Origin of the sequence: Caldalkalibacillus salinus, from assembly GCF_016745835.1 — a bacterium.
GTDB classification, from domain to species: Bacteria; Bacillota; Bacilli; order Caldalkalibacillales; family JCM-10596; genus Caldalkalibacillus_A; species Caldalkalibacillus_A salinus.
In genome coordinates this window covers 716,849-734,904 of sequence record NZ_JAERVL010000001.1, presented here as the reverse complement: position 1 = coordinate 734,904, position 18,056 = coordinate 716,849, and the positions used below count along the sequence as shown (strand labels likewise).

The window sequence follows — 18,056 nt, the reverse complement described above, 5'->3', positions numbered from 1 at the left end:
GTATTTGTTTAATAAGTTGGACACTATACGAAGCAGGCATTTTGGCACAAAAAAGCCCTTATTTTTTAATAAGGGCACATCTTGGTATTCAGAAATCGAACAAAGGTAGGTTTAACACCTCTAATTATTGCACTTGTATCGATTGACGCAACGATTCTAATAACGGATACATGCCGTCTCCTGCTTCAGCTGGGAATGTGTAGGAGATAACAAGGACATGGTCAGCTAGGTCATAAGCATAAAAACCTCTTACAGGATAAACGACATATTGCATTTTTCCTTCTAGGCCATTTTCTGCTACCGGGATGTCTTCTAGTTTTCCTTTTTCTTCATAATCTCCTGTTTCTAATTGCGCTTGAAGTTCCTCTACTGCTTCATCTAAAGATGTGTCCGTCATGATTTCTATAGAGACCTCACTTGTCCCTTGTTCGTTCGTATAGGTTATCAATTGACCATTCACTTCGGGCTCGCCAAACAAAGTATCTAGCTGATAGGAGATACCGTACTGTGTGAGATGATAATTGACCACTTCAACCTCGTTTTCCATGCCCTCAATCATTCTCGTAACAGTCTCAGTAGACCCCGTCTCTACTTCAAGACCTTCATTTTCTGCATCGTTCTCACTCGTATCTCCTTCTTGATCACTCTCTTGGTCACTTTCTAGTTCATTTTCGTTTTCAGTCCCACTCTCATCGTTTTGTTCAGCTGAGTTGTCGTTCTCTTCTATTTGATCTGGTGCGTCCTCAGTATTCGGTGTACAACCCACTAACACGAAGCTTAAAATCAAAATAAACCCTAAAGCATACCTTTTTTTCATATATATGTCTCCTTTCGTGTGTCATGAAGATAACCATTCGTATCACCAATTAAGTTTATGACGCTGACTTGGATATTTCTACTAAAAACTTACTAGATAATAGGCCTCTGGTTCATGACACAAGTTCGCTTAAGGTTGTCCCTAAATCAGTATACTTAAATTCAAAGCCAGCATCTAAAAACTTCTTCGGAATACAATTTCGCCCCGTTAACGCTAAGCTGGGCTCCGTTCTCATAAATATATAAGCCCCTAACCAGACAAAGGGGGTTGGCGCTGGCGGTGTCCAGCCCTTACCCATTGCGTCACGTAGCGTTTTCATAAACGTTTTGTTCGTGACGGGCGTTGGTCCTGTCGCATTGTAAATGCCATCATATTGATCTTGTTCGATTGCCTCTAAAAACATATGGTTTAAGTCATCTATGTGCAACCAACTGATATACTGTTTCCCTGACCCTACCGTTCCTCCTAGGTTGAATTTCACTAATGTCTTTAACGGCTCTAATGCACCACCATTCTTTCCTAGGACAAAGCCAATTCTTAACAAGACTTGTCGCGTATGTGGGAAGGACACTCGGAAAAATTCGTCTTCCCATTGCTTACAAACGTCCACGGAAAAGCCTGTACCGTGAGGCGCCTCCTCATCACACTCCTGTTTTGTATCCCCGAATATGGCTAAGGAACCGGCTTGAATAAAAGACTGTGGAGGCTCTGAGCACTGATGTATAGCATCCCTTAACACTTTAACAGAGTTTAACCTAGAGGATAGAATCTCCTCCTTATTGGCTTTCGTGTAAATGCAATTAACGCTCTTACCAGTGAAATTAACAATGGACTCGCAGCCCTCGATTTCTGTCGCCCATTCCCCTAAGTTGACGCCGTCCCAGTGTGCATACCGAACACCATCACGAGTTGTAGACGCGGCTCCTCTCGTTAGGACCACCACGTCATAGTTTCTTTTTATCAGAAATTGAGCGAGTGATTGCCCTAAAAACCCCGAGCCGCCTGCTAGTACAATTTTTTTACCCATAAGATCACCCTTTCAATGTCAAGTATACACCTGATTCTCATCCCCAACCAATCATTTTATTGAAAAATAAGGTTATAGATGATGTCGTAGACGTGGTTGAAAGAGGCAGAGTTATCTTATAAAAAAAGCGTGCAACGAATTGAGTTGCACGCCTCTTAATATTTACTCTATTGGGCTACCTGTGAATATATAACGCATATTAAGACGGGATAAAAACTATTATTCTACTCTTGACCTAGCATATGGTCTACTTTGTCTCTATTTTCGTCAATCCATACCTGAGCCAAATCTTCAAAGGATGTGCCTTCGTTTTCATGCTTGTACATCATTTCCTCTAAATCTGAAACATCAATACGCCAACGAGACATGATGTCATACACTTCTGGGTGCTTCTCTTCCACACCGTTGTAAGAGATTACATAAACGTTATCTGATTGAAAGTACTCATCTTGTCCTTCTAGGAATTTAAGGTCGTATTGAATGAACATGGAGTGAGGTCTCCAACCCATGAATATAACGGGTTCTTCAGCGTTCATTTTACGCATCGCTTCAGACATCATGGCTTGTTCGCTACTCGTGATAAGTTCAAACCCGTCTAGATCGTAATCTTCTATTATTTCTCGAGATGTTTCTGTCATGCCAGAACCGGGACCTAAACCAACAATTTGGCCATCAAAGGCCTCTGCATGCCCTTGTAATGCTTCAATGGTATCCTCTTCAACATACTCAGGAACGACCCAACCCAGAGGGACATCCTCGTAACTAGTTGTAACCTGCTGTAGATCTTCTTCGTATTGGCTCCATAATTCGGCTTCGGTATAAGGGAGCCACGCATCCATAAAGAAATCTATTTCTTCCGTTGTCAGACCTGTAAATAGAACGGGTTGATCTGCTAAGGTAAATTTCACGTCATATCCTGCTTCTTCGAGAATCAGTTTCATAATATTGGATGGTGCTTCTGTACTTGTCCATTCTGTCATACCGAGCACGATTTCTTCTTTTTGTCCCTCTGCTGTCTGCTCGTCTCCTGTGGCACTACAACCGACAAGCGCGATTGTGAGCATTAACATCATCAACATTATTTTACTGCCTGTCTTCATGTTTGTGTTTCCCCCTGTGTGAATAATGAATAATTATAAATGCGATCTCTTCGTGACCTAGAACAATCGATGCTAATGATCTTCTCCAGTCACTTGATTAAATACGTCCCTCATGGTTTCAGGTGTGAATTGTAATTGATCTGGTCCTGTAGACTCCCAAGCCCAATATGATTCACCGCGGAGATGCTTGATTAAGTTGTCCGCACTATAAATCTTTAGACCGTAAACCCAATTAGCCATGATCAAGATTGAAGACATGTGGGCGCCACTGTTCGTCGTGGCACTGATGTCGTGAACCAAATTAACCTGATAATCACGGAAATAACCATCGAATACCGACGTCATTAAGCAACCATCTGTAACAAGGCCACCAATGATCAGATGTTTGACGCCTAGGCTTTGTAGCATAAGGTCTAGACTTGTTTGGTAAAAAGCACTCCAACGATGCTTATCGATGACAATGTCTTCTTTTGCAGGTTTTAGATCATCTATGACCTCAATACTGTCGGTACCTGTACAATAAAAAACAGGCGCGCCGGCATCGTCCAACGGTTCACCATAGGACAAACCGATGCCGTCTTGGCGGTTAATTTGACGTGTGTAGATAACGGGAATATCTTTTGCCCTACATTCTTCTATTAGGGCTTGCGCGTTTCCGGCAATGCTTTCTAACCCTTCCACACCATATTTACTCTCTTTCTGTATATCGATAAGGACTAACGCTGACTGACTGAAATCCAAGTAAACCACCTCATCTATTCTTCTTTATTTTGGCTTTGGCGCGGAATATATTGGTATATTTCTCCTGACTCCATGGCATTAATCATGCGTAGGGTCCAGTCGAAATAATCCTGTGAGCTTTCAATTAACTCAAGGTTATGGCGCGCTTCTTCTCTTGCTCGTTCACTTTCGGCATGGTGAGCCATATATTCAAGGTCGGGTTTGACGTGTCCGACAGCCTTGAGGATAATATTGCGCTCCTGACGAATGTTTTTAACAAAGAACGTCATAAAGTTCTTAAAAAAATCTTTTTCGGCTATAAAGTGGTCCTTACGATCACCTTTTTTCCAAACCTTACTCACCATCTCGATCTCTAATAATTCCCGAATCCCTGTGCTGACACTCCCTTTACTCATGGCCACTTCTGTTTGAATCTCATTAATGGACAGCGGTCTCTCGGCGAAGTAAAGCACACCATAGATTCTACCAACAGAGGGAGTGACGCCATAAATCACCATCGTTTGGGCAATTGAACTAATCATAATATCTTTCATCTGTTCAATTTTTTCATGCTCATTCACCAACAACACCTCAAACCTGTTTTGTTCAATTTTTTCAGAACTTATAAAACTCAATGAACATATTACTAGCAATAGGGGTAAAAGTCAACTTATCTTTGAATAATGAATGATGTATTGATTTAAAACACTAAAGTTAAAGACTAGTGTGATAAACATTGCCTAACGTGTGGACTTAGTTCATACACCATACTTATTTACGATACCTGCTCTCAAATTCTTTTATTTTAAAAGGTTGATGACCTTTTGTCAAAAATAAAAAACGAGTGGTCATGTCACTCGTTTTTTTATCAAGCTGAATCAAATTCACTTTCTTAACTAACTTTTGTTATTGCATCTACAAGCTGGAACTCTGGGTCAACTTGCTTAAACATGTGTACGCCAAGCTGACACCACCTGAATATAATGCCTGAGATTTATGTCAAATGAATGAGTTCCTGCAATGTCAGTTCTGCTACAACCTCGAAACCCTGCCCTTGTCCAAGAGGACGTATGACAACCGTACCCATATCTGGTATAGGGCCCAAACCAACGCCTTCAGGAAAACGATGTCCAATGATGACTCTATTGGTCGTTGCATACGGTGGACTTTCCAATATGCTCTTGAGTTGAAATAATATTCTCTCTTGTTCCGCTAGGTTCAATGGGCCACTCAATCTATTTACATCAATCCAAAAATAGTCCACTTGAACATTCCTTACCCCAAAAGCTAATTGGGCCGTATGTAACGCGCGACAGAATGGACTGGCGTGCACTGGAATCATGATAGGGATTTGCAGCTGACGTAGTGTTTGACCATAAAGGATGGCTTGCCTTCTACCATTTAGGGAAAGATTCCTTTGAGTATGACAATCTTCAAAATTCAAGTTTGGGTGATCTACGCCGACAGTGGCCTCGGCATGCCTAGCATATAAAATATACCCACCTTCTTGGAGTTCATCAACTAATTTCATCTCAATCACCTCCGTGATAGACGTGATTTAAGTGAAAATGAGACTCTAGGTCAGATGCCCACTTGCCCATCCTTAAGTAAAACATGAACAAACCATAATGATATTGCCATCAGGATCTTTGAGTGTAAAATCGGACAAGTCTGGGTGATGTTGTATGTCCGTTACAATTTCGGCCCCCATCTCTTGCACATGCCGGTATGCCGCGTTAATGTCCTCGGTGCTCAGATTAAACAATGGTTGGTTGGACAGCTTCAATGTCATCCCCTGATCAAATGAGTGATCATCTAAGGTTAATCCTGGCCGTCCTGCCCCCATATTAAAAGTGAAAATAGGGTCTCTTATTTCCCTATCTCCAATGTCTATACCCATCAGTCGACTGTACCATTCAACTGATTCTTTTAGATTGGTGACGTGCACAAAGATCGTATCAACACGGTTTTCAATGGGCTTCATAATTCCTTTCCTCCCTCTAGGTTTAAATGACATTCTTTCTATCCGGTCTTTTTGCTGGTCATTCATGTTTAACCTCCTTGGTCGATCAAGATTGGTTACTTCCTAGTGCTTACGGGGAATCGTTAAAGTGGTCCATTTGTCAGATTGGAATTGTTTGGCGATGTATACGATCTGGCCAATATGATATGAGTAGTGATACATTTGACGCTCAATCGCTTGAATGACAGTGTGAGGCTCCTGTCTAATCCTGATATGCTGAAGCAGATCACTTTCGCTAAGTGTGTGTAAGGTGGTCAAAAAGATATGCCAACCTTCCTCCCAACATTTTAACAACGTCTCTCTGTTTTCCATATCATCCACGAATTCCTGATCACGGTTTCTGTCTGGTTTTTCGCCATCCGTTTCAAAAATATCTGTCCAGCGAGAGATCATATTGCCACTCATGTGTTTCATAATCACAGCAATACTATTAGATTCTTCATTTATAGACCAAAACAAGGCTTCATCAGGTAACTTCTCTATTGCTTTCTCCGCCGTTTCCTTCATGTCCAAAAAGCGTGTGCGTACGACTTCAAGATACTCTTCAGCTATACGACGTTCTTGACTCTCCAAACGTTTCACCTCATCTTTGTATGCTATGTAAACCAGTCTAGTCTATGTAAGTGATACACCTATAACAAAAGGGGATACATACTCATAAGCGTTAAAAAAGTGTGTGATTAAAACTGTTTTTTATTTGTAATTAACATGTCCTAAATACCTTATATGAGCAATCTCATCACCAACTCTACCACTATATTGAAAGTTGTAGAGCAATATGACACTGTTCACGTGATAGGGGATGTGCTCACCGCATAAATCAACGAATTTGGGGACAATCACTTGGTGATGCGTACTAAAGGAAAGTAAATCTCTAAGATGAGATTGCTTCTGTTTATAATGCTCTATCTCCAATTGGTCGTGGTCGTAGAAGCTTAGCATAAAATCTTCCTCAAATAATGACCGTTTGACTAGCCCATCTTCTGTTTCAAAGGGAGTGAGGTAATCCTTAAGATCAATATATTCCACAAAGTTTCCAACCCATAAAGATACATAGCCGTCTCTTTTCATGATGTTATACCCCCAAGGCTCATAGATTTAAAGTTAGCTCACATATGATACGTTTAGGTACTAGCTTTGTAGCAGATACCTATAGCTTACTTTTTCTGAGCGGGGATAACAAGACCTATTAATCAGATCGTATGTGATTTTGGTACAAGCCGTCTCTTAATCAAGGGGATAAAAATTCATTGCACCAAAAAAGACGTGCAAACCTCATATTAGTCTGCACGTCTCTTAACTTGTAGCACGTTTTTTAGGCACTATAGATAGATCTTATTAACAATGTCTTTTACAAATTGCAAAACTAAATGACAGGGAATTTAGAATCTATGAGATTATACGTAACCCCAAACCATGACTAAAAGAGTGCCGAATACGGTGAGTAAGGCCAATATTACACCGTAATAGATGTTGGTGTAGATCGGTTTCTTATCTTCTGTTTCACCAGCGTGCATAAAGAATGCTAATTGGAGCCCTGCTTGGGTAAAGGCCGTTACAAGCAGGATCGTCATACCCGCAGCGAAAGACATCTCAAAGAAGTAAACTGCGAGTGCGACGGCCGTAAGCACCAGTGAGAAGATGAAACCCATCACTTGCTTGCGCGGGAATAACTCCTTCATTTACATCATTCCTTTCAAGTAGATGAAGCTAAAGATAAAGATCCACACCACATCTAAGAAGTGCCAGTACAGTGAAAAGATAAATGATTTGTTCGCTGTATGAGGCGTGAAACCATCTCTTCTCACCTGTAACATGATACATAATCCCCAAAACAATCCGAATGCCACGTGGGCACCGTGTGTCCCTAACGTTGTCAGCAACATTGATGTGAATGCACTCGTTTGAATGCTTGCCCCCACGTGTACATAGTGGAAGAACTCATAAATCTCTAAGCTTAGGAACCCTAGACCTAGTAATAACGTCAGGCCGAAGAATGTCAGCATCGCTTTTTGTCTACCTAAGCGCATCGCATGAATGGCAAGCCCTATCGTAAAACTACTCGTTAATAGAAGTAACGTTTCTATGAGTACTGGGGTGAGCTCGAAAATCTCAGCTCCGGTTGGACCGCTGCCAGTGCGGTTAACCAGAGTAAAATAGGATGCAAAGAGTGTAGCAAAGAGCGTAATTTCAGCTCCTAAAAAGATCCAGAAACCTAGGATTTTGATACGGTTTTCTTCGGTACTATATTCAAGCGGGAGTGATTGATCGATTTTCATTGCTTATGACCTCCCAACTTACGTTCAGTTTTCTCAATCGTGTCTACATGGATATGGTAACCATCATCTTTTTCAAATGATTGATAAGCCATGCAGGCAAAGATGGCTATCGTTGTCACGATGGCTGGTAGCCATAGGCTAAAGACGAACGAGAATCCCCATACGAAGAAAATACCAGCCATAATAATCGGAAGTCCGCTGTTATTAGGCATGTGAATGTCTTTGTAGCCATCCTTGAACAAGACGTGTCCATGCTTCTTCGCATCCCAAAATGCCTGATCAGAATTGACTTGCGGTACGACGGCAAAGTTATAAACAGGTACAGGGGTATGCGTGGACCATTCAAGTGTTCTAGCATCCCATGGATCGGCACTGATGTCTCGAGACGCATAACGTGTACTATAGTAGATGTTATACGCGATGAGTAGGAAGGCCACCCCAATCGCAAGTGCACCTACAAACGAAATCATGTTCCAAATGCCGAACCCAGTTGCCTCTGAGTAAGTGTACATCCGACGTGCTTGGCCGTCCAACCCTGATATAAACATGGGGAAGAAGGCGACACAAGTCCCGATGGCTAGCAACCATGCAGCCCACTTACCGATACGTTCATTTAGCATGAAGCCAAACATTTTTGGCCAGTAGAAGGTGAGACCTGCTAGTAGGGCAAACATAACACCTGGGATAATCACGAGGTGGAAGTGCGCCACTAAGAACATCGTATTATGATACTGGTAGTCCGCTGCGGACATACCTAGCATGACCCCTGTTACTCCCCCGATGGTGAAGATAGGGATAAACAGCATAGAGTATAGCATGGGAACGGTAATCGTAATCTTACCTTTCCATAGCGTGAACAACCAGTTAAATATTTTAACACCCGTAGGAACAGCGATGGCCATAGTCGTTATGGAGAATATACTGTTGGCAAAAGCGCCTTGCCCCATCGTGTAAAAGTGGTGTGCCCACACTACGAATGAGAGCAGACAGATAACAACCATAGACGCGACCATTGATTTATAACCGTATAGATTACGGCGAGCAAAGGTTGAGATAATCTCACTATATAATCCAAAGGCAGGTAGAATGAGAATATATACCTCAGGATGTCCCCAAATCCAGAACAAGTTAGCCCAAAGCATATCCATACCACCATCGGCCGTTGTGAAGAAGTTCGTACCGAATATTCGATCCATAGAGCCCATCGCTAACGCCACAGTCAGCACTGGGAATGCAAACACAATAATAATGTTTGTAATGAAAGAGGACCATGTGAACATCGGCATCTTCATCAAGGTCATACCTGGTGCTCTCATTTTGAGTATGGTCGTGGCAAAGTTAATTCCTGAGATTAGAGTACCTAAACCTGCAATTTGAAGGGAGAACATGTAATAATTCGTTCCCACATGCTGACTAAACTCATTACTGGCAAGAGGGAAATAAGACGTCCACCCAGCGTCAGGTGACCCTCCAATCACAAATGAGATATTAAACAGCATCGCACCGGAAAAGAACAGCCAAAAACTTAAGGCGTTCAGACGTGGAAAAGCCACGTCCCGTGCACCAATTTGTAAAGGTACAATGTAGTTCATAATGGCGATAATAAAAGGCATGGCCATGAATAGTATCATGACGACCCCGTGCGTTGTGAAAATTTCATTGTAGTGTTGAGCATCTAATAGCTGATTGTCTGGCATGGCCAGTTGTGCCCGCATCATAAGCGCATCGACAAAACCTCTAAACAACATCAGTAACGCTGCGATGAGATACATAATCCCAATCCGTTTATGATCAACCGTTGTTAACCATTCGCGCCACAGATAACCCCACTTTTTGAAGTATGTTAATCCACCGAAGATGGCAACCGTCGTCAATACAATAGCAACCATTGAAGCGTATATCGCTGGACTCGGGTGTGGTGGAGCGAATTGCTGGAAAAATTCCATTCTCGTTGACTCCTTTCGATGACTAAATCAAAATGTGATCAATCTTTCAGGAAAGCCTATCATTCAAAGACGTGTGTCTTTTCACGTCATTCATGATGTCCATGCTCATGCTCATCTTGAACATCCTGCTCATCTGAAGCACCTTGCTCATCTTCATGCTTATCGTTATGACTCCCATGTGATAATGGCGGGGGTGAGAATGAGAGGTGTGTCCCCGTAAATGTTAACTGGCCGAGATGGCCCGGTTCTAATAACTCGTTAAAGGTATCCTCAGTTAACGGTTCAGCCGTTGTTTTCACTTCTTCAACCCACTCATCAAATTCATCTTCATTCATGGCTTTAACACTAAATGTATTCTTGGCAAAGCCCTCACCACTGAAATTGGCGTTACGCCCCAAGTACTCACCAGGTACGTCAGCCCCCAAGTGTAGGGTTGTGGTCATGTCTGCCATGGCGTATTTTTGTCCCCCTAGTTGTGGAATCCAAAAGCTGGTGATCGGCCCATGTGAATATAGTTTAAATTCAAGTGGACGATTCGTGGGCACATATAAATAGTTCACTGTTTCAATATCTTGTTCAGGATAACTGAAATGCCATTTCCAGTTAGACGATGAAGCGTAGATCACCAATGGTTCCTTATCTTCATACACTTCTACTGGTGATTCAACGATGTAGTTACTTTGGACAGTAACGACGGATAGAAAAATGACAATTAAAGCTGGGACGCCGACACATATGGCTTCCACTATGGCATTACCTTCTATGTGTGGCGGTTCATAATCGTCACTTTGATTTGAAGCACGATACTTCACTAACATGTAGATCAAAATCACAAAGACAGCGACGACCACCCCTAGCATAATCCACATAGAAAGGATAATGTCTCCTGCAAGCCTTTCAGCTTGCGGCCCTTTAGGATCTAAAACTGTTAACGGTTCACAACCTGTCAAAATGCTCGTTATCGTGAAGAATGCTAATAAGATAGCCCATTTCATTTTTCTCATAGGGGTAACCTTTCCTTTCTTGTTGTTAGAAATCTGAAAAAAATCGCTAGCGTTAGTCATGCGCCAGTGAGCAGAATGATCACACTGACGCGTAGGGTTGATATCTGATTCATTCATGAATGTTTAATTCATATTGAATGATTTGATAGAATTGAATTTTAAAACACAGTGAGGTTGTTTTAGAAGACCTGTAGTCAAAAGTTCATAAATCAGTCACATTTGTGAATGTTTTCACAAACCTGTCAAAAAAATTTGTTATTTGACTTGCACACATTCATTGCACGATATCAAATAACAGTCTACTATCATTTGCTTATATACTTTTGTATATTAAACTTTACACCATGACAGGCCTTTTTTTCAAGGCATATGGCCACAGAATTATGAAGAATGCGTGAACGATAGGTTGCTAATATGTGACAAAGGTATCATACATCAAACCAAGTTCTCTGCTGATCTTGTTTAAACGCTAAAGACAGAATTCACCAACCAACAAAGCAAGAAGATTACCCGCCAACTGAAGCGAAAAATAGAAAAAATGTCCACTCGACGAGTGAACATTACAGATGGTTGCAAAACATTGTAGAAAAACCTCTTCTATTTTCCTATAGCATATGACGTCTAATAACCTGGCGTCTTTCTAGTGTTTAAAAAGCTAAACAAATATATGATTGATTAACCACTTGTCTTGCCGCTATATCTATGACTATGCGGCGTTTCTCCATTGACACTTGTCATTCCACTAAATTCGTGGTAGTGACCTCCGTTAGGAAGCGGGATCGCTGGTCCTGTTGTCCCACGTATCACATGCTTGTGTCGGGCATCAATCGATGTAAACGTAAAGTAACGATGTGTGTGTTGAACCCCACTCGGGGCAGGCTCAGTCGTCCCTGCGTAGCGATGATTATGTCCGACATCAAACGACGTCACGCCTTTAAATTGGTGTGTATGAACAGGCTGCCCATCCCAAGTTGTCACATAGAGGCTATGCGTATGAGTATCTCCATCGCCAGTAAACGCACATAGGTAGCCTGTTACAGGTACATCTCCCATGTCATCCCACCCTCTCAAACAAATGATGTCATATAATTTATGTAGCTAGAAAGGAGAAGGAGTGGGAACATACCTATTAATATTATAATTATACGATAACCTACTTTTACCCATCCTATATTATTTATCCCTTATGACTCATCCTCTTTCCAAATACTCTAGTATCTTATAGTCCATTGACACATTTTACTAGGTGTACACAAGGGCACAATCTTATCCTTTGACACAACAATATAATACGAGTGAACGATAATCCTAGAATGAGGGAGGTCTTTGATGCACCATCGTTACTATGGGGTCTGCAGAGCTAATATAGGCAGAGAAGCTGATATTCGCACTGTAGACGGTAGAAGACTACATGGGCAACTTGTCGGTGTCACGCCCTCCGGTGTAAGATTAAGTCCTACAGGGAGAGGCATAACAGATAAGGATGTTGCTAGTGTAAAAGGGGTCCGTGCACTGGATACAAAAGGAGATAAAACTGGCGATAGTATTCTATTTTTCCCCTTTTTCGTTCCTTTCGCAGCGATTACAGCACTCACATTTGCAGCCGCTGCAACAGCACCGTTCCGCTTCCGTAGGAGAAGATTTAGAAGAAGATTTTTTTATTAAAAATCAACCGCTCTCACACAACTACTCTGTGAGAGCGGTAAAGACTGTAAATATTACAAAACTTTGCGCCGTTTTCCGTATAGCCTGTTAACATTTCTTCGCTAACGTTACTTCGTTAACGTTGCTTTATAATTGGAATCAGAATGTCGAAGTGTGGATCCTCTAAATCTCGATCCGCAGGATACCGTTCGTGTTTTATTGGAAGGTAGTCGTCAAAATACTGAACGGATGGCTCTCTATAAGGATCGTATTCACTTTTTGTCATCCAATTCCACACTTCGTTATACGTTTGACCGATATCTTGTCCTTTTTGATGTTGTGTCATAAGATACGTCATTTCAGGCACCGCGATCTCGACCATTCCTTCAGGCACGTCCTGTTCATCTGTTACCTCATATGCGGAATAGTGCACAAAACCGTCGGGTCTTAAGTGATAAGATAACCCTAATTGTATTTGTGGGTTTACCGCATGTTCTAGTTCCCCCACTCTTTGACTTACTTCCTGAATCATAGCTTTCAATTGGCTGATGTCTGACCAAGGACCGTCCCATTTTAAACCGATCGCTCTATAAGCTGGTTGAGTGACCACCTCAAATTCATAACCCTTCATTATATTCGCCCCTTCCTCTAATACAATTAAACGTGTATGGCCATAAACCACTATCACAACTCACTGGTTCAATCATGCATAGAGTAATGCATTCATTCTATATGCTTTCATTCTATATGCATTCTATCAACTTGTCTTGACTATACTTGGTGCGCTTTTATAAATTTCTTGAAATCTATCACAGCTTGGACATGCATCCCTTCATGGAAGATCATACGTACAATGGCTTGTTCTATAGTGGTTAAATCCTCCATTTCCGTTGGAGGGAACACCTCTTCCAAACGATGCCCATAATCTCGCTCAATTTGGCTCACTTGATGATAAAGTTTCTCCTTCAGCTCATCAAAAGAAGGTGTTTCATCCGTGAAGTCAGCTGGCGTTGTACCAAAACCGAACCACTGATCATAAGCCCTCGGATAATCAATCTGTTCTCTTGTCACTGCCTCAATCCACAAATACTGATCCAAGTACACATGGCCTAAGTTCCACCTGATATTATTTTTAAATCCGTCGGGTATCATCTCGGCCTCAGCCTCTGTCACCCCCTCTAACACATGAAAGAAATAGCCCCGGTAATCTTGTAACTGTTTAAACAGCGCGACATGTCGCTTTTTCATATATCAGTCTCCTTTACTGATCACCTGTACTCATTGTAAGGCACAGACGACATTTTTGTTCGTATCATGAATGATTTATTAAAATGAATACCCGTAAGCTTTCTCCTTTGATGTTAATTGTACTGGAGTGATGCAGGAGTCGATCCAGAATGGCTGTGGCCAACACAGAATCTCCGAAAATCTCACCCCATGCACCATACGATTTGTTTGACGTCAGGACGATTGCACCTTTCCCGTAGCGTCCGGAGACAATCTGGAAGAAAAAATGTGCAGCTTCATCTTCCATTTTCCTGTACCCGATCTCATCAATGATCAGAATATGGGGCTTGGTATATTTCTTCATCTTCTGCTCGAATAAAAGAAAAAAAGAAAGCCGGATTTTTCAAGCCTCATGAACAGGACAAGCAAAACTTAACCGTATTGTTCTGATGGGCCTGCTGCATGGGCGGTCGTAAAATAGACCGTATAGCGCTTGGCGATGGCCTCCAGTGCCAGCGCTACCACAAGGTGGGTTTTGCCCACACCCGGAGTACCCAGGAAAATGAGATTTTCCTGATGTTCCACAAATTGCAGGGTAGCCAAGTCCCGGATGCGCCGCTCATCAATGGATGTTTGAAAGTCGAAGTCAAACTCATCAAATGTTTTATGATACAGCAGGTGGGCACTTGACACCCACATGAACTAAGAGGTTTGCTGCAGGCAAAGAAGGCCACTCTTCCGGAGAAATGGGAAGAGTCCTGTACACCCTCCGTACTGATCGATGCAGAAATAGATTTGCAGACTATGACAAGAAACTTTGTCCGCAATTAGCTGGGAGTGGTATCCAATGAGCAGTGACCTTCAGAGGTTGTGCAAATCACTACGATCAGCATACGTTACATACCTGTACGAGGATATTCCTTATGAGCATAAGTAACAATTCCTGTTTGATGTACTTTAAGCAGAACGTTTTCTATTTATGATCGTTCTTGAGAGGACGGGGGCTAACCCCCCTCCTACTCTATTACCATACTTTTGTTATATACAGCATCCTCCTATGATTCGTTCATCCCTTTCAGTTTAAGCCTTGTTAATCTAATACAAAGCGTTAGTTGTAAGGAGTAACTTTATATAATTGATTTTTTTTATTTGCAAACAAATCAAAATGACCTGTATATGTCTCTTCCACATCTAATGATAACCAGAGGCTTTCTTTTTTTACATATAATTTTTGTTTTTTATCACGAACCGGGGTTGATATAAATACCCAGTATTCTGTCTTATCATGACCTTTTTCGAGAATGGTTATATCAGCAACGACTGCTTCTTGAACAATGCCTTCTGTATTTTCATACTGAGATTCATCTGTACAACCAAGCGTTGTTATTAATAAAATCATTATCCCTACAATTTTTCTTGTCATTTAAGTTTCCTCCCTCACTAACGTTGCATAAAAGTTCATTTATAATTTGACAGATGATTCTCCAGAGCATGCTTGTAACCATCGGCTGAGTTGCAATAAGGACTGCTCTGCATTTGTCTCTAGCTGAACAAGTACTAATAAACAATACGTGATGAGTGCTATGTAGATCTGGTTTTGTACAGCCGTTTCACTCATGCCATAGAACGTTTTGATACGTACGTGCTGCTTAAGCCATTTGAAGAACAATTCAATAGCCCATCTTGAACGATAGATTTCACCAATTTCTTCGGCACTTAGGTCAAATCGATTGGTGATGATGCGAATACCGTTACCTTTAGAGTCTATCGTCTCGAGTATTATGAATGTTCAAAATTAATTAATGCAATGCTAGTGGGTTCGTATAATTATTTATACAACGTAAGCCTTTGAAAATCCTTTCTGTACCACAAAAGGCATTAAACGCTAACCCCTTTTTGAAAGTAGAAAATGTCTAAGCAACAACTGATTTGTAATATTCCGATTTTAAACAACTGTTTAAGACAAGAATCCTCAAAATGATGGATGATAGTCTCTTTCTGCTGTTATTTTTTACGCTTATACCATTCCCATGCTTTTCGTTCTATATCTGCTACCAAGTGGGCTTTACCACTGATGTAAGCCGCGATATCCCAAGGATAGTGTTGAGTTTAGAGCTGTTCAATGTCCTGCAATCCGCCATACATATATCTATGATGTGTATATTTTTTTACCAAACGCACAGTGTATGCTAAAATATATTTATTAGCTTTATATGGAGGTTTTTAAACAATATGAGTCAACATACAAACACAACAGAACCCGTTTGTTCTTTCTGTCATAGAGGTAAAGATCATGTCGAGGCCATTGTAAAAGGACCACAGGGCATCGCAATATGTAATGAATGTTCTGATAGCGTCCACGATATCGTTCAGAATACACTAAGCAACCAACAAGAGGACATCGACCTTGCTGACGTTCCGAAACCTGCTGAATTAAAAGATCAGTTAGATAAATATATTATTGGTCAAGATTATGCCAAGAAAGTGATGTCAGTGGGCGTTTATGAGCATTATAAAGAATTGGCTCATGACGACAGTGATGATATTGAACTACAAAAATCTAATGTCCTCTTACTCGGCCCAACCGGTAGTGGTAAGACCTTAATCGCTCAATCGCTAGCTAACATGCTCGATGTGCCGTTTGCGATCGCTGATGCCACAACAGTAACCCAAGCCGGTTACGTGGGAGAAGATGTTGAGAACATCTTACTCAAACTGATTCAAGCGGCCGACGGCGATATTAGTAAAGCGGAACGAGGCATTATCTACCTAGATGAGATAGATAAGATCGGACGCAAAGGCGAAAACGCGAGCATCACCCGTGATGTGAGCGGTGAAGGCGTGCAACAGGCTCTGTTAAAACTGATCGAAGGTACCGTCTCTAATGTTCCGCCTCAAGGTGGACGTAAGCATCCGGGACAGGAATTTGTACAGATTGACACGTCTAAGATCTTGTTTATCTGTGGAGGTGCCTTTGTCGGCATTGAGGACATTATTAAAACTCGTCTCAATCAAAAAGTGCTTGGATTCAATGCGGGTACGTCTTCCAAGACAGACATTGACGATAAAGAGATCCTAAAGTACGTTGAACCTGATGACATCTTAAAATTTGGACTTATACCAGAATTAATCGGACGTCTGCCTATTATCGCTGCTTTAGAAGAGTTAGACGAAGAGGCCTTGGTCCGCATTTTAACTGAACCTAAAAACTCTATCGTTAAACAGCTACAAAAACGTTTCGAAATTGATGAGAAAGAAATTGATTTCGAAGAGGATGCGCTTCGACTCATCGCCCAAAAGGCACGCGAGAGAAAAACGGGTGCCCGAGGGCTTAAATCGATAATGGAAGATCTACTACTTGATCTCAGATTTGAAATCCCTTCTAGAGATGATGTTAAGAAGATCGTGGTCACTCAACGTTTTGTAAAAACGAAGAACCAAGACGATTTAATGTTCACTGATAGTGAAAATGTGGCTTAATAATAAACGGTATGAGATAAAGATATATTAGATAAAAGAGGGCCTTCATCAAAGGGCCCTTTTTGTCATGCTTTATGTAACCACCATACGCCAGCACACTCTGGTAACGTCACCAAATGATCCTTTACCACGCTATGGGCTAAGTCGTCACCAAAGAAAAATCGCGTCAATGTCTCAGCTTCTTCAATATCTGCAAACTGATAATCCGTTCGCATCCATTGGTGCTTAAAACCGTATTGATTCTCAAGCAGCGTATAGTATTCTTTTAGGAAATCGGGTGGATGTGGTTGCTTGACCCCTGTTCCCATTGTTTCGAAAATGATAATAGACCCCTTCGGACGCAGCACTCTCATCATTTCACGATAGACCTGCTCTATGTTTTGATGATAGCCCTCCACATTGGCACTTCCTAGATAACAAATCGTCCAACCGGCTATTACGAGGTCGGCACTAGCATCCGGAGCTGGAATGTGTCTATGGTCAGCTACTTGTGTTTTAAAGTGACTATGTCCCTCTTGTTTCAGCTTTTTTTCATTGAGAGCTAGTATATCAGCGGACGCATCTAAAGCCAAAATGGCATTCACATAGGGCGCCATGACGGTGGTGAACCTCCCCGACCCTGCTCCTAACTCTATCACATCCAGTCCGTTTAGGGGTCTTATCTCCTCTATCACGTCTAACAAGCTCGGTTGTTTTGACACCAGGCGGTCATACTGTTCGACTTGATTCTGATAAACGTCTTCATGATTTGGCATGTCTCTCCCCCCTTTTATTATTTGTTCATTTAAA

At 41.6% G+C, this 18,056-nt stretch carries 20 protein-coding genes and 2 pseudogenes; 2 read left to right on the top strand and 20 right to left on the bottom strand.

Going from position 1 to position 18,056, the window contains the following annotated elements:
• Positions 1–124: 124 nt before the first annotated feature.
• The 14 genes from JKM87_RS03305 to JKM87_RS03240 form a co-directional block, all read right to left on the bottom strand.
• Positions 125–817 (bottom strand): hypothetical protein, encoded by a 693-nt coding sequence (locus JKM87_RS03305; RefSeq protein WP_202077818.1) that lies wholly within the window; start codon positions 815–817, stop codon positions 125–127.
• 112 nt (positions 818–929) lie between these two features.
• Positions 930–1,844, bottom strand: coding sequence for a TIGR01777 family oxidoreductase (locus JKM87_RS03300; protein ID WP_202077816.1), 915 nt, complete (start codon positions 1,842–1,844; stop codon positions 930–932).
• A 224-nt stretch (positions 1,845–2,068) separates the two neighbouring features.
• Positions 2,069–2,944, bottom strand: coding sequence for a glycine betaine ABC transporter substrate-binding protein (locus tag JKM87_RS03295; RefSeq protein ID WP_236838524.1), 876 nt, complete (start codon positions 2,942–2,944; stop codon positions 2,069–2,071).
• A 72-nt stretch (positions 2,945–3,016) separates the two neighbouring features.
• Complete coding sequence (locus JKM87_RS03290) at positions 3,017–3,685, bottom strand: cysteine hydrolase family protein (RefSeq protein ID WP_202077814.1); 669 nt, start codon at positions 3,683–3,685, stop codon at positions 3,017–3,019.
• A 14-nt stretch (positions 3,686–3,699) separates the two neighbouring features.
• Entirely contained in the window at positions 3,700–4,218 is a 519-nt protein-coding gene (locus JKM87_RS03285) for a GbsR/MarR family transcriptional regulator (RefSeq protein ID WP_236838523.1), read from the bottom strand.
• A 440-nt stretch (positions 4,219–4,658) separates the two neighbouring features.
• Entirely contained in the window at positions 4,659–5,195 is a 537-nt protein-coding gene (locus JKM87_RS03280) for a histidine phosphatase family protein (protein ID WP_236838522.1), read from the bottom strand.
• 72 nt (positions 5,196–5,267) lie between these two features.
• Positions 5,268–5,714, bottom strand: coding sequence for a VOC family protein (locus JKM87_RS03275; protein ID WP_236838521.1), 447 nt, complete (start codon positions 5,712–5,714; stop codon positions 5,268–5,270).
• 36 nt (positions 5,715–5,750) lie between these two features.
• Positions 5,751–6,260 carry a DinB family protein gene (locus JKM87_RS03270; RefSeq protein ID WP_272899164.1) on the bottom strand — a complete coding sequence of 170 codons (510 nt, stop codon included), beginning with the start codon at positions 6,258–6,260 and terminating at the stop codon, positions 5,751–5,753.
• Between the two features lie 120 nt (positions 6,261–6,380).
• A complete protein-coding gene (locus JKM87_RS03265) occupies positions 6,381–6,758 on the bottom strand; it encodes an immunity 22 family protein (RefSeq protein WP_202077812.1) in 378 nt (125 codons plus the stop codon).
• Positions 6,759–7,084: 326 nt separating this feature from the next.
• Positions 7,085–7,369 carry a cytochrome aa3 quinol oxidase subunit IV gene (qoxD, locus tag JKM87_RS03260; protein WP_202077809.1) on the bottom strand — a complete coding sequence of 95 codons (285 nt, stop codon included), beginning with the start codon at positions 7,367–7,369 and terminating at the stop codon, positions 7,085–7,087.
• Complete coding sequence (gene qoxC / locus JKM87_RS03255) at positions 7,370–7,966, bottom strand: cytochrome aa3 quinol oxidase subunit III (protein WP_202077807.1); 597 nt, start codon at positions 7,964–7,966, stop codon at positions 7,370–7,372.
• Positions 7,963–9,912: a cytochrome aa3 quinol oxidase subunit I gene (gene qoxB / locus JKM87_RS03250; protein WP_202077805.1), complete on the bottom strand. Its 1,950-nt coding sequence runs from the start codon at positions 9,910–9,912 to the stop codon at positions 7,963–7,965. The genes qoxC and qoxB overlap by 4 nt, the downstream gene beginning before the upstream one ends.
• An 86-nt stretch (positions 9,913–9,998) precedes the next feature.
• Complete coding sequence (gene qoxA, locus JKM87_RS03245) at positions 9,999–10,916, bottom strand: cytochrome aa3 quinol oxidase subunit II (RefSeq protein WP_236838520.1); 918 nt, start codon at positions 10,914–10,916, stop codon at positions 9,999–10,001.
• A 675-nt stretch (positions 10,917–11,591) separates the two neighbouring features.
• A complete protein-coding gene (locus tag JKM87_RS03240; RefSeq protein WP_202077803.1) occupies positions 11,592–11,969 on the bottom strand; it encodes a YmaF family protein in 378 nt (125 codons plus the stop codon).
• Positions 11,970–12,245: 276 nt separating this feature from the next.
• Between JKM87_RS03240 and JKM87_RS03235 the strand changes: the two genes are divergently transcribed.
• Positions 12,246–12,581, top strand: a complete 336-nt coding sequence (locus JKM87_RS03235; RefSeq protein WP_202077801.1) for a hypothetical protein — start codon at positions 12,246–12,248, stop codon at positions 12,579–12,581.
• Positions 12,582–12,696: 115 nt separating this feature from the next.
• Here JKM87_RS03235 and JKM87_RS03230 read toward each other — a convergent pair whose 3' ends face one another.
• The 5 genes and pseudogenes from JKM87_RS03230 to JKM87_RS03210 all read right to left on the bottom strand — a co-directional run.
• Positions 12,697–13,191: a GyrI-like domain-containing protein gene (locus tag JKM87_RS03230; RefSeq protein WP_202077798.1), complete on the bottom strand. Its 495-nt coding sequence runs from the start codon at positions 13,189–13,191 to the stop codon at positions 12,697–12,699.
• 140 nt (positions 13,192–13,331) lie between these two features.
• On the bottom strand, positions 13,332–13,808 hold the full coding sequence (locus JKM87_RS03225) for a DinB family protein (protein WP_202077796.1): 477 nt from the start codon (positions 13,806–13,808) through the stop codon (positions 13,332–13,334).
• 64 nt (positions 13,809–13,872) lie between these two features.
• A pseudogene (locus tag JKM87_RS18285) lies at positions 13,873–14,471 on the bottom strand (ATP-binding protein); the annotation flags it as partial.
• 424 nt (positions 14,472–14,895) lie between these two features.
• Positions 14,896–15,210 (bottom strand): hypothetical protein, encoded by a 315-nt coding sequence (locus JKM87_RS03215; protein ID WP_202077793.1) that lies wholly within the window; start codon positions 15,208–15,210, stop codon positions 14,896–14,898.
• A gap of 39 nt (positions 15,211–15,249) precedes the next feature.
• Positions 15,250–15,552 (bottom strand): annotated as a pseudogene (locus JKM87_RS03210) (transposase); the annotation flags it as partial.
• 467 nt (positions 15,553–16,019) lie between these two features.
• On the opposite strand from JKM87_RS03210, the gene clpX reads away from it, so the two are divergent.
• Entirely contained in the window at positions 16,020–17,267 is a 1,248-nt protein-coding gene (clpX, locus tag JKM87_RS03205) for an ATP-dependent Clp protease ATP-binding subunit ClpX (RefSeq protein ID WP_202077791.1), read from the top strand.
• A gap of 65 nt (positions 17,268–17,332) precedes the next feature.
• On the opposite strand, the gene JKM87_RS03200 is transcribed toward clpX, so the two are convergent.
• Positions 17,333–18,022 carry a class I SAM-dependent methyltransferase gene (locus JKM87_RS03200; protein WP_202077789.1) on the bottom strand — a complete coding sequence of 230 codons (690 nt, stop codon included), beginning with the start codon at positions 18,020–18,022 and terminating at the stop codon, positions 17,333–17,335.
• Between the last annotated feature and the right edge of the window lie 34 nt (positions 18,023–18,056).

What these genes read in the sequence shown, in the direction of transcription:
- JKM87_RS03305 (WP_202077818.1), bottom strand. Translation starts at nt 817, where the DNA reads ATGAAAAAAAGGTATGCTTTAGGGTTTATTTTGATTTTAAGCTTCGTG.
- JKM87_RS03300 (WP_202077816.1), bottom strand. Translation starts at nt 1,844, where the DNA reads ATGGGTAAAAAAATTGTACTAGCAGGCGGCTCGGGGTTTTTAGGGCAA.
- JKM87_RS03295 (WP_236838524.1), bottom strand. Translation starts at nt 2,944, where the DNA reads ATGAAGACAGGCAGTAAAATAATGTTGATGATGTTAATGCTCACAATC.
- JKM87_RS03285 (WP_236838523.1), bottom strand. Translation starts at nt 4,218, where the DNA reads ATGAAAGATATTATGATTAGTTCAATTGCCCAAACGATGGTGATTTAT.
- JKM87_RS03280 (WP_236838522.1), bottom strand. Translation starts at nt 5,195, where the DNA reads ATGAAATTAGTTGATGAACTCCAAGAAGGTGGGTATATTTTATATGCT.
- JKM87_RS03275 (WP_236838521.1), bottom strand. Translation starts at nt 5,714, where the DNA reads ATGAATGACCAGCAAAAAGACCGGATAGAAAGAATGTCATTTAAACCT.
- JKM87_RS03265 (WP_202077812.1), bottom strand. Translation starts at nt 6,758, where the DNA reads ATGAAAAGAGACGGCTATGTATCTTTATGGGTTGGAAACTTTGTGGAA.
- qoxD (WP_202077809.1), bottom strand. Translation starts at nt 7,369, where the DNA reads ATGAAGGAGTTATTCCCGCGCAAGCAAGTGATGGGTTTCATCTTCTCA.
- qoxC (WP_202077807.1), bottom strand. Translation starts at nt 7,966, where the DNA reads ATGAAAATCGATCAATCACTCCCGCTTGAATATAGTACCGAAGAAAAC.
- qoxB (WP_202077805.1), bottom strand. Translation starts at nt 9,912, where the DNA reads ATGGAATTTTTCCAGCAATTCGCTCCACCACACCCGAGTCCAGCGATA.
- qoxA (WP_236838520.1), bottom strand. Translation starts at nt 10,916, where the DNA reads ATGAGAAAAATGAAATGGGCTATCTTATTAGCATTCTTCACGATAACG.
- JKM87_RS03240 (WP_202077803.1), bottom strand. Translation starts at nt 11,969, where the DNA reads ATGGGAGATGTACCTGTAACAGGCTACCTATGTGCGTTTACTGGCGAT.
- JKM87_RS03235 (WP_202077801.1), top strand. Translation starts at nt 12,246, where the DNA reads ATGCACCATCGTTACTATGGGGTCTGCAGAGCTAATATAGGCAGAGAA.
- JKM87_RS03230 (WP_202077798.1), bottom strand. Translation starts at nt 13,191, where the DNA reads ATGAAGGGTTATGAATTTGAGGTGGTCACTCAACCAGCTTATAGAGCG.
- JKM87_RS03225 (WP_202077796.1), bottom strand. Translation starts at nt 13,808, where the DNA reads ATGAAAAAGCGACATGTCGCGCTGTTTAAACAGTTACAAGATTACCGG.
- JKM87_RS03215 (WP_202077793.1), bottom strand. Translation starts at nt 15,210, where the DNA reads ATGACAAGAAAAATTGTAGGGATAATGATTTTATTAATAACAACGCTT.
- clpX (WP_202077791.1), top strand. Translation starts at nt 16,020, where the DNA reads ATGAGTCAACATACAAACACAACAGAACCCGTTTGTTCTTTCTGTCAT.
- JKM87_RS03200 (WP_202077789.1), bottom strand. Translation starts at nt 18,022, where the DNA reads ATGCCAAATCATGAAGACGTTTATCAGAATCAAGTCGAACAGTATGAC.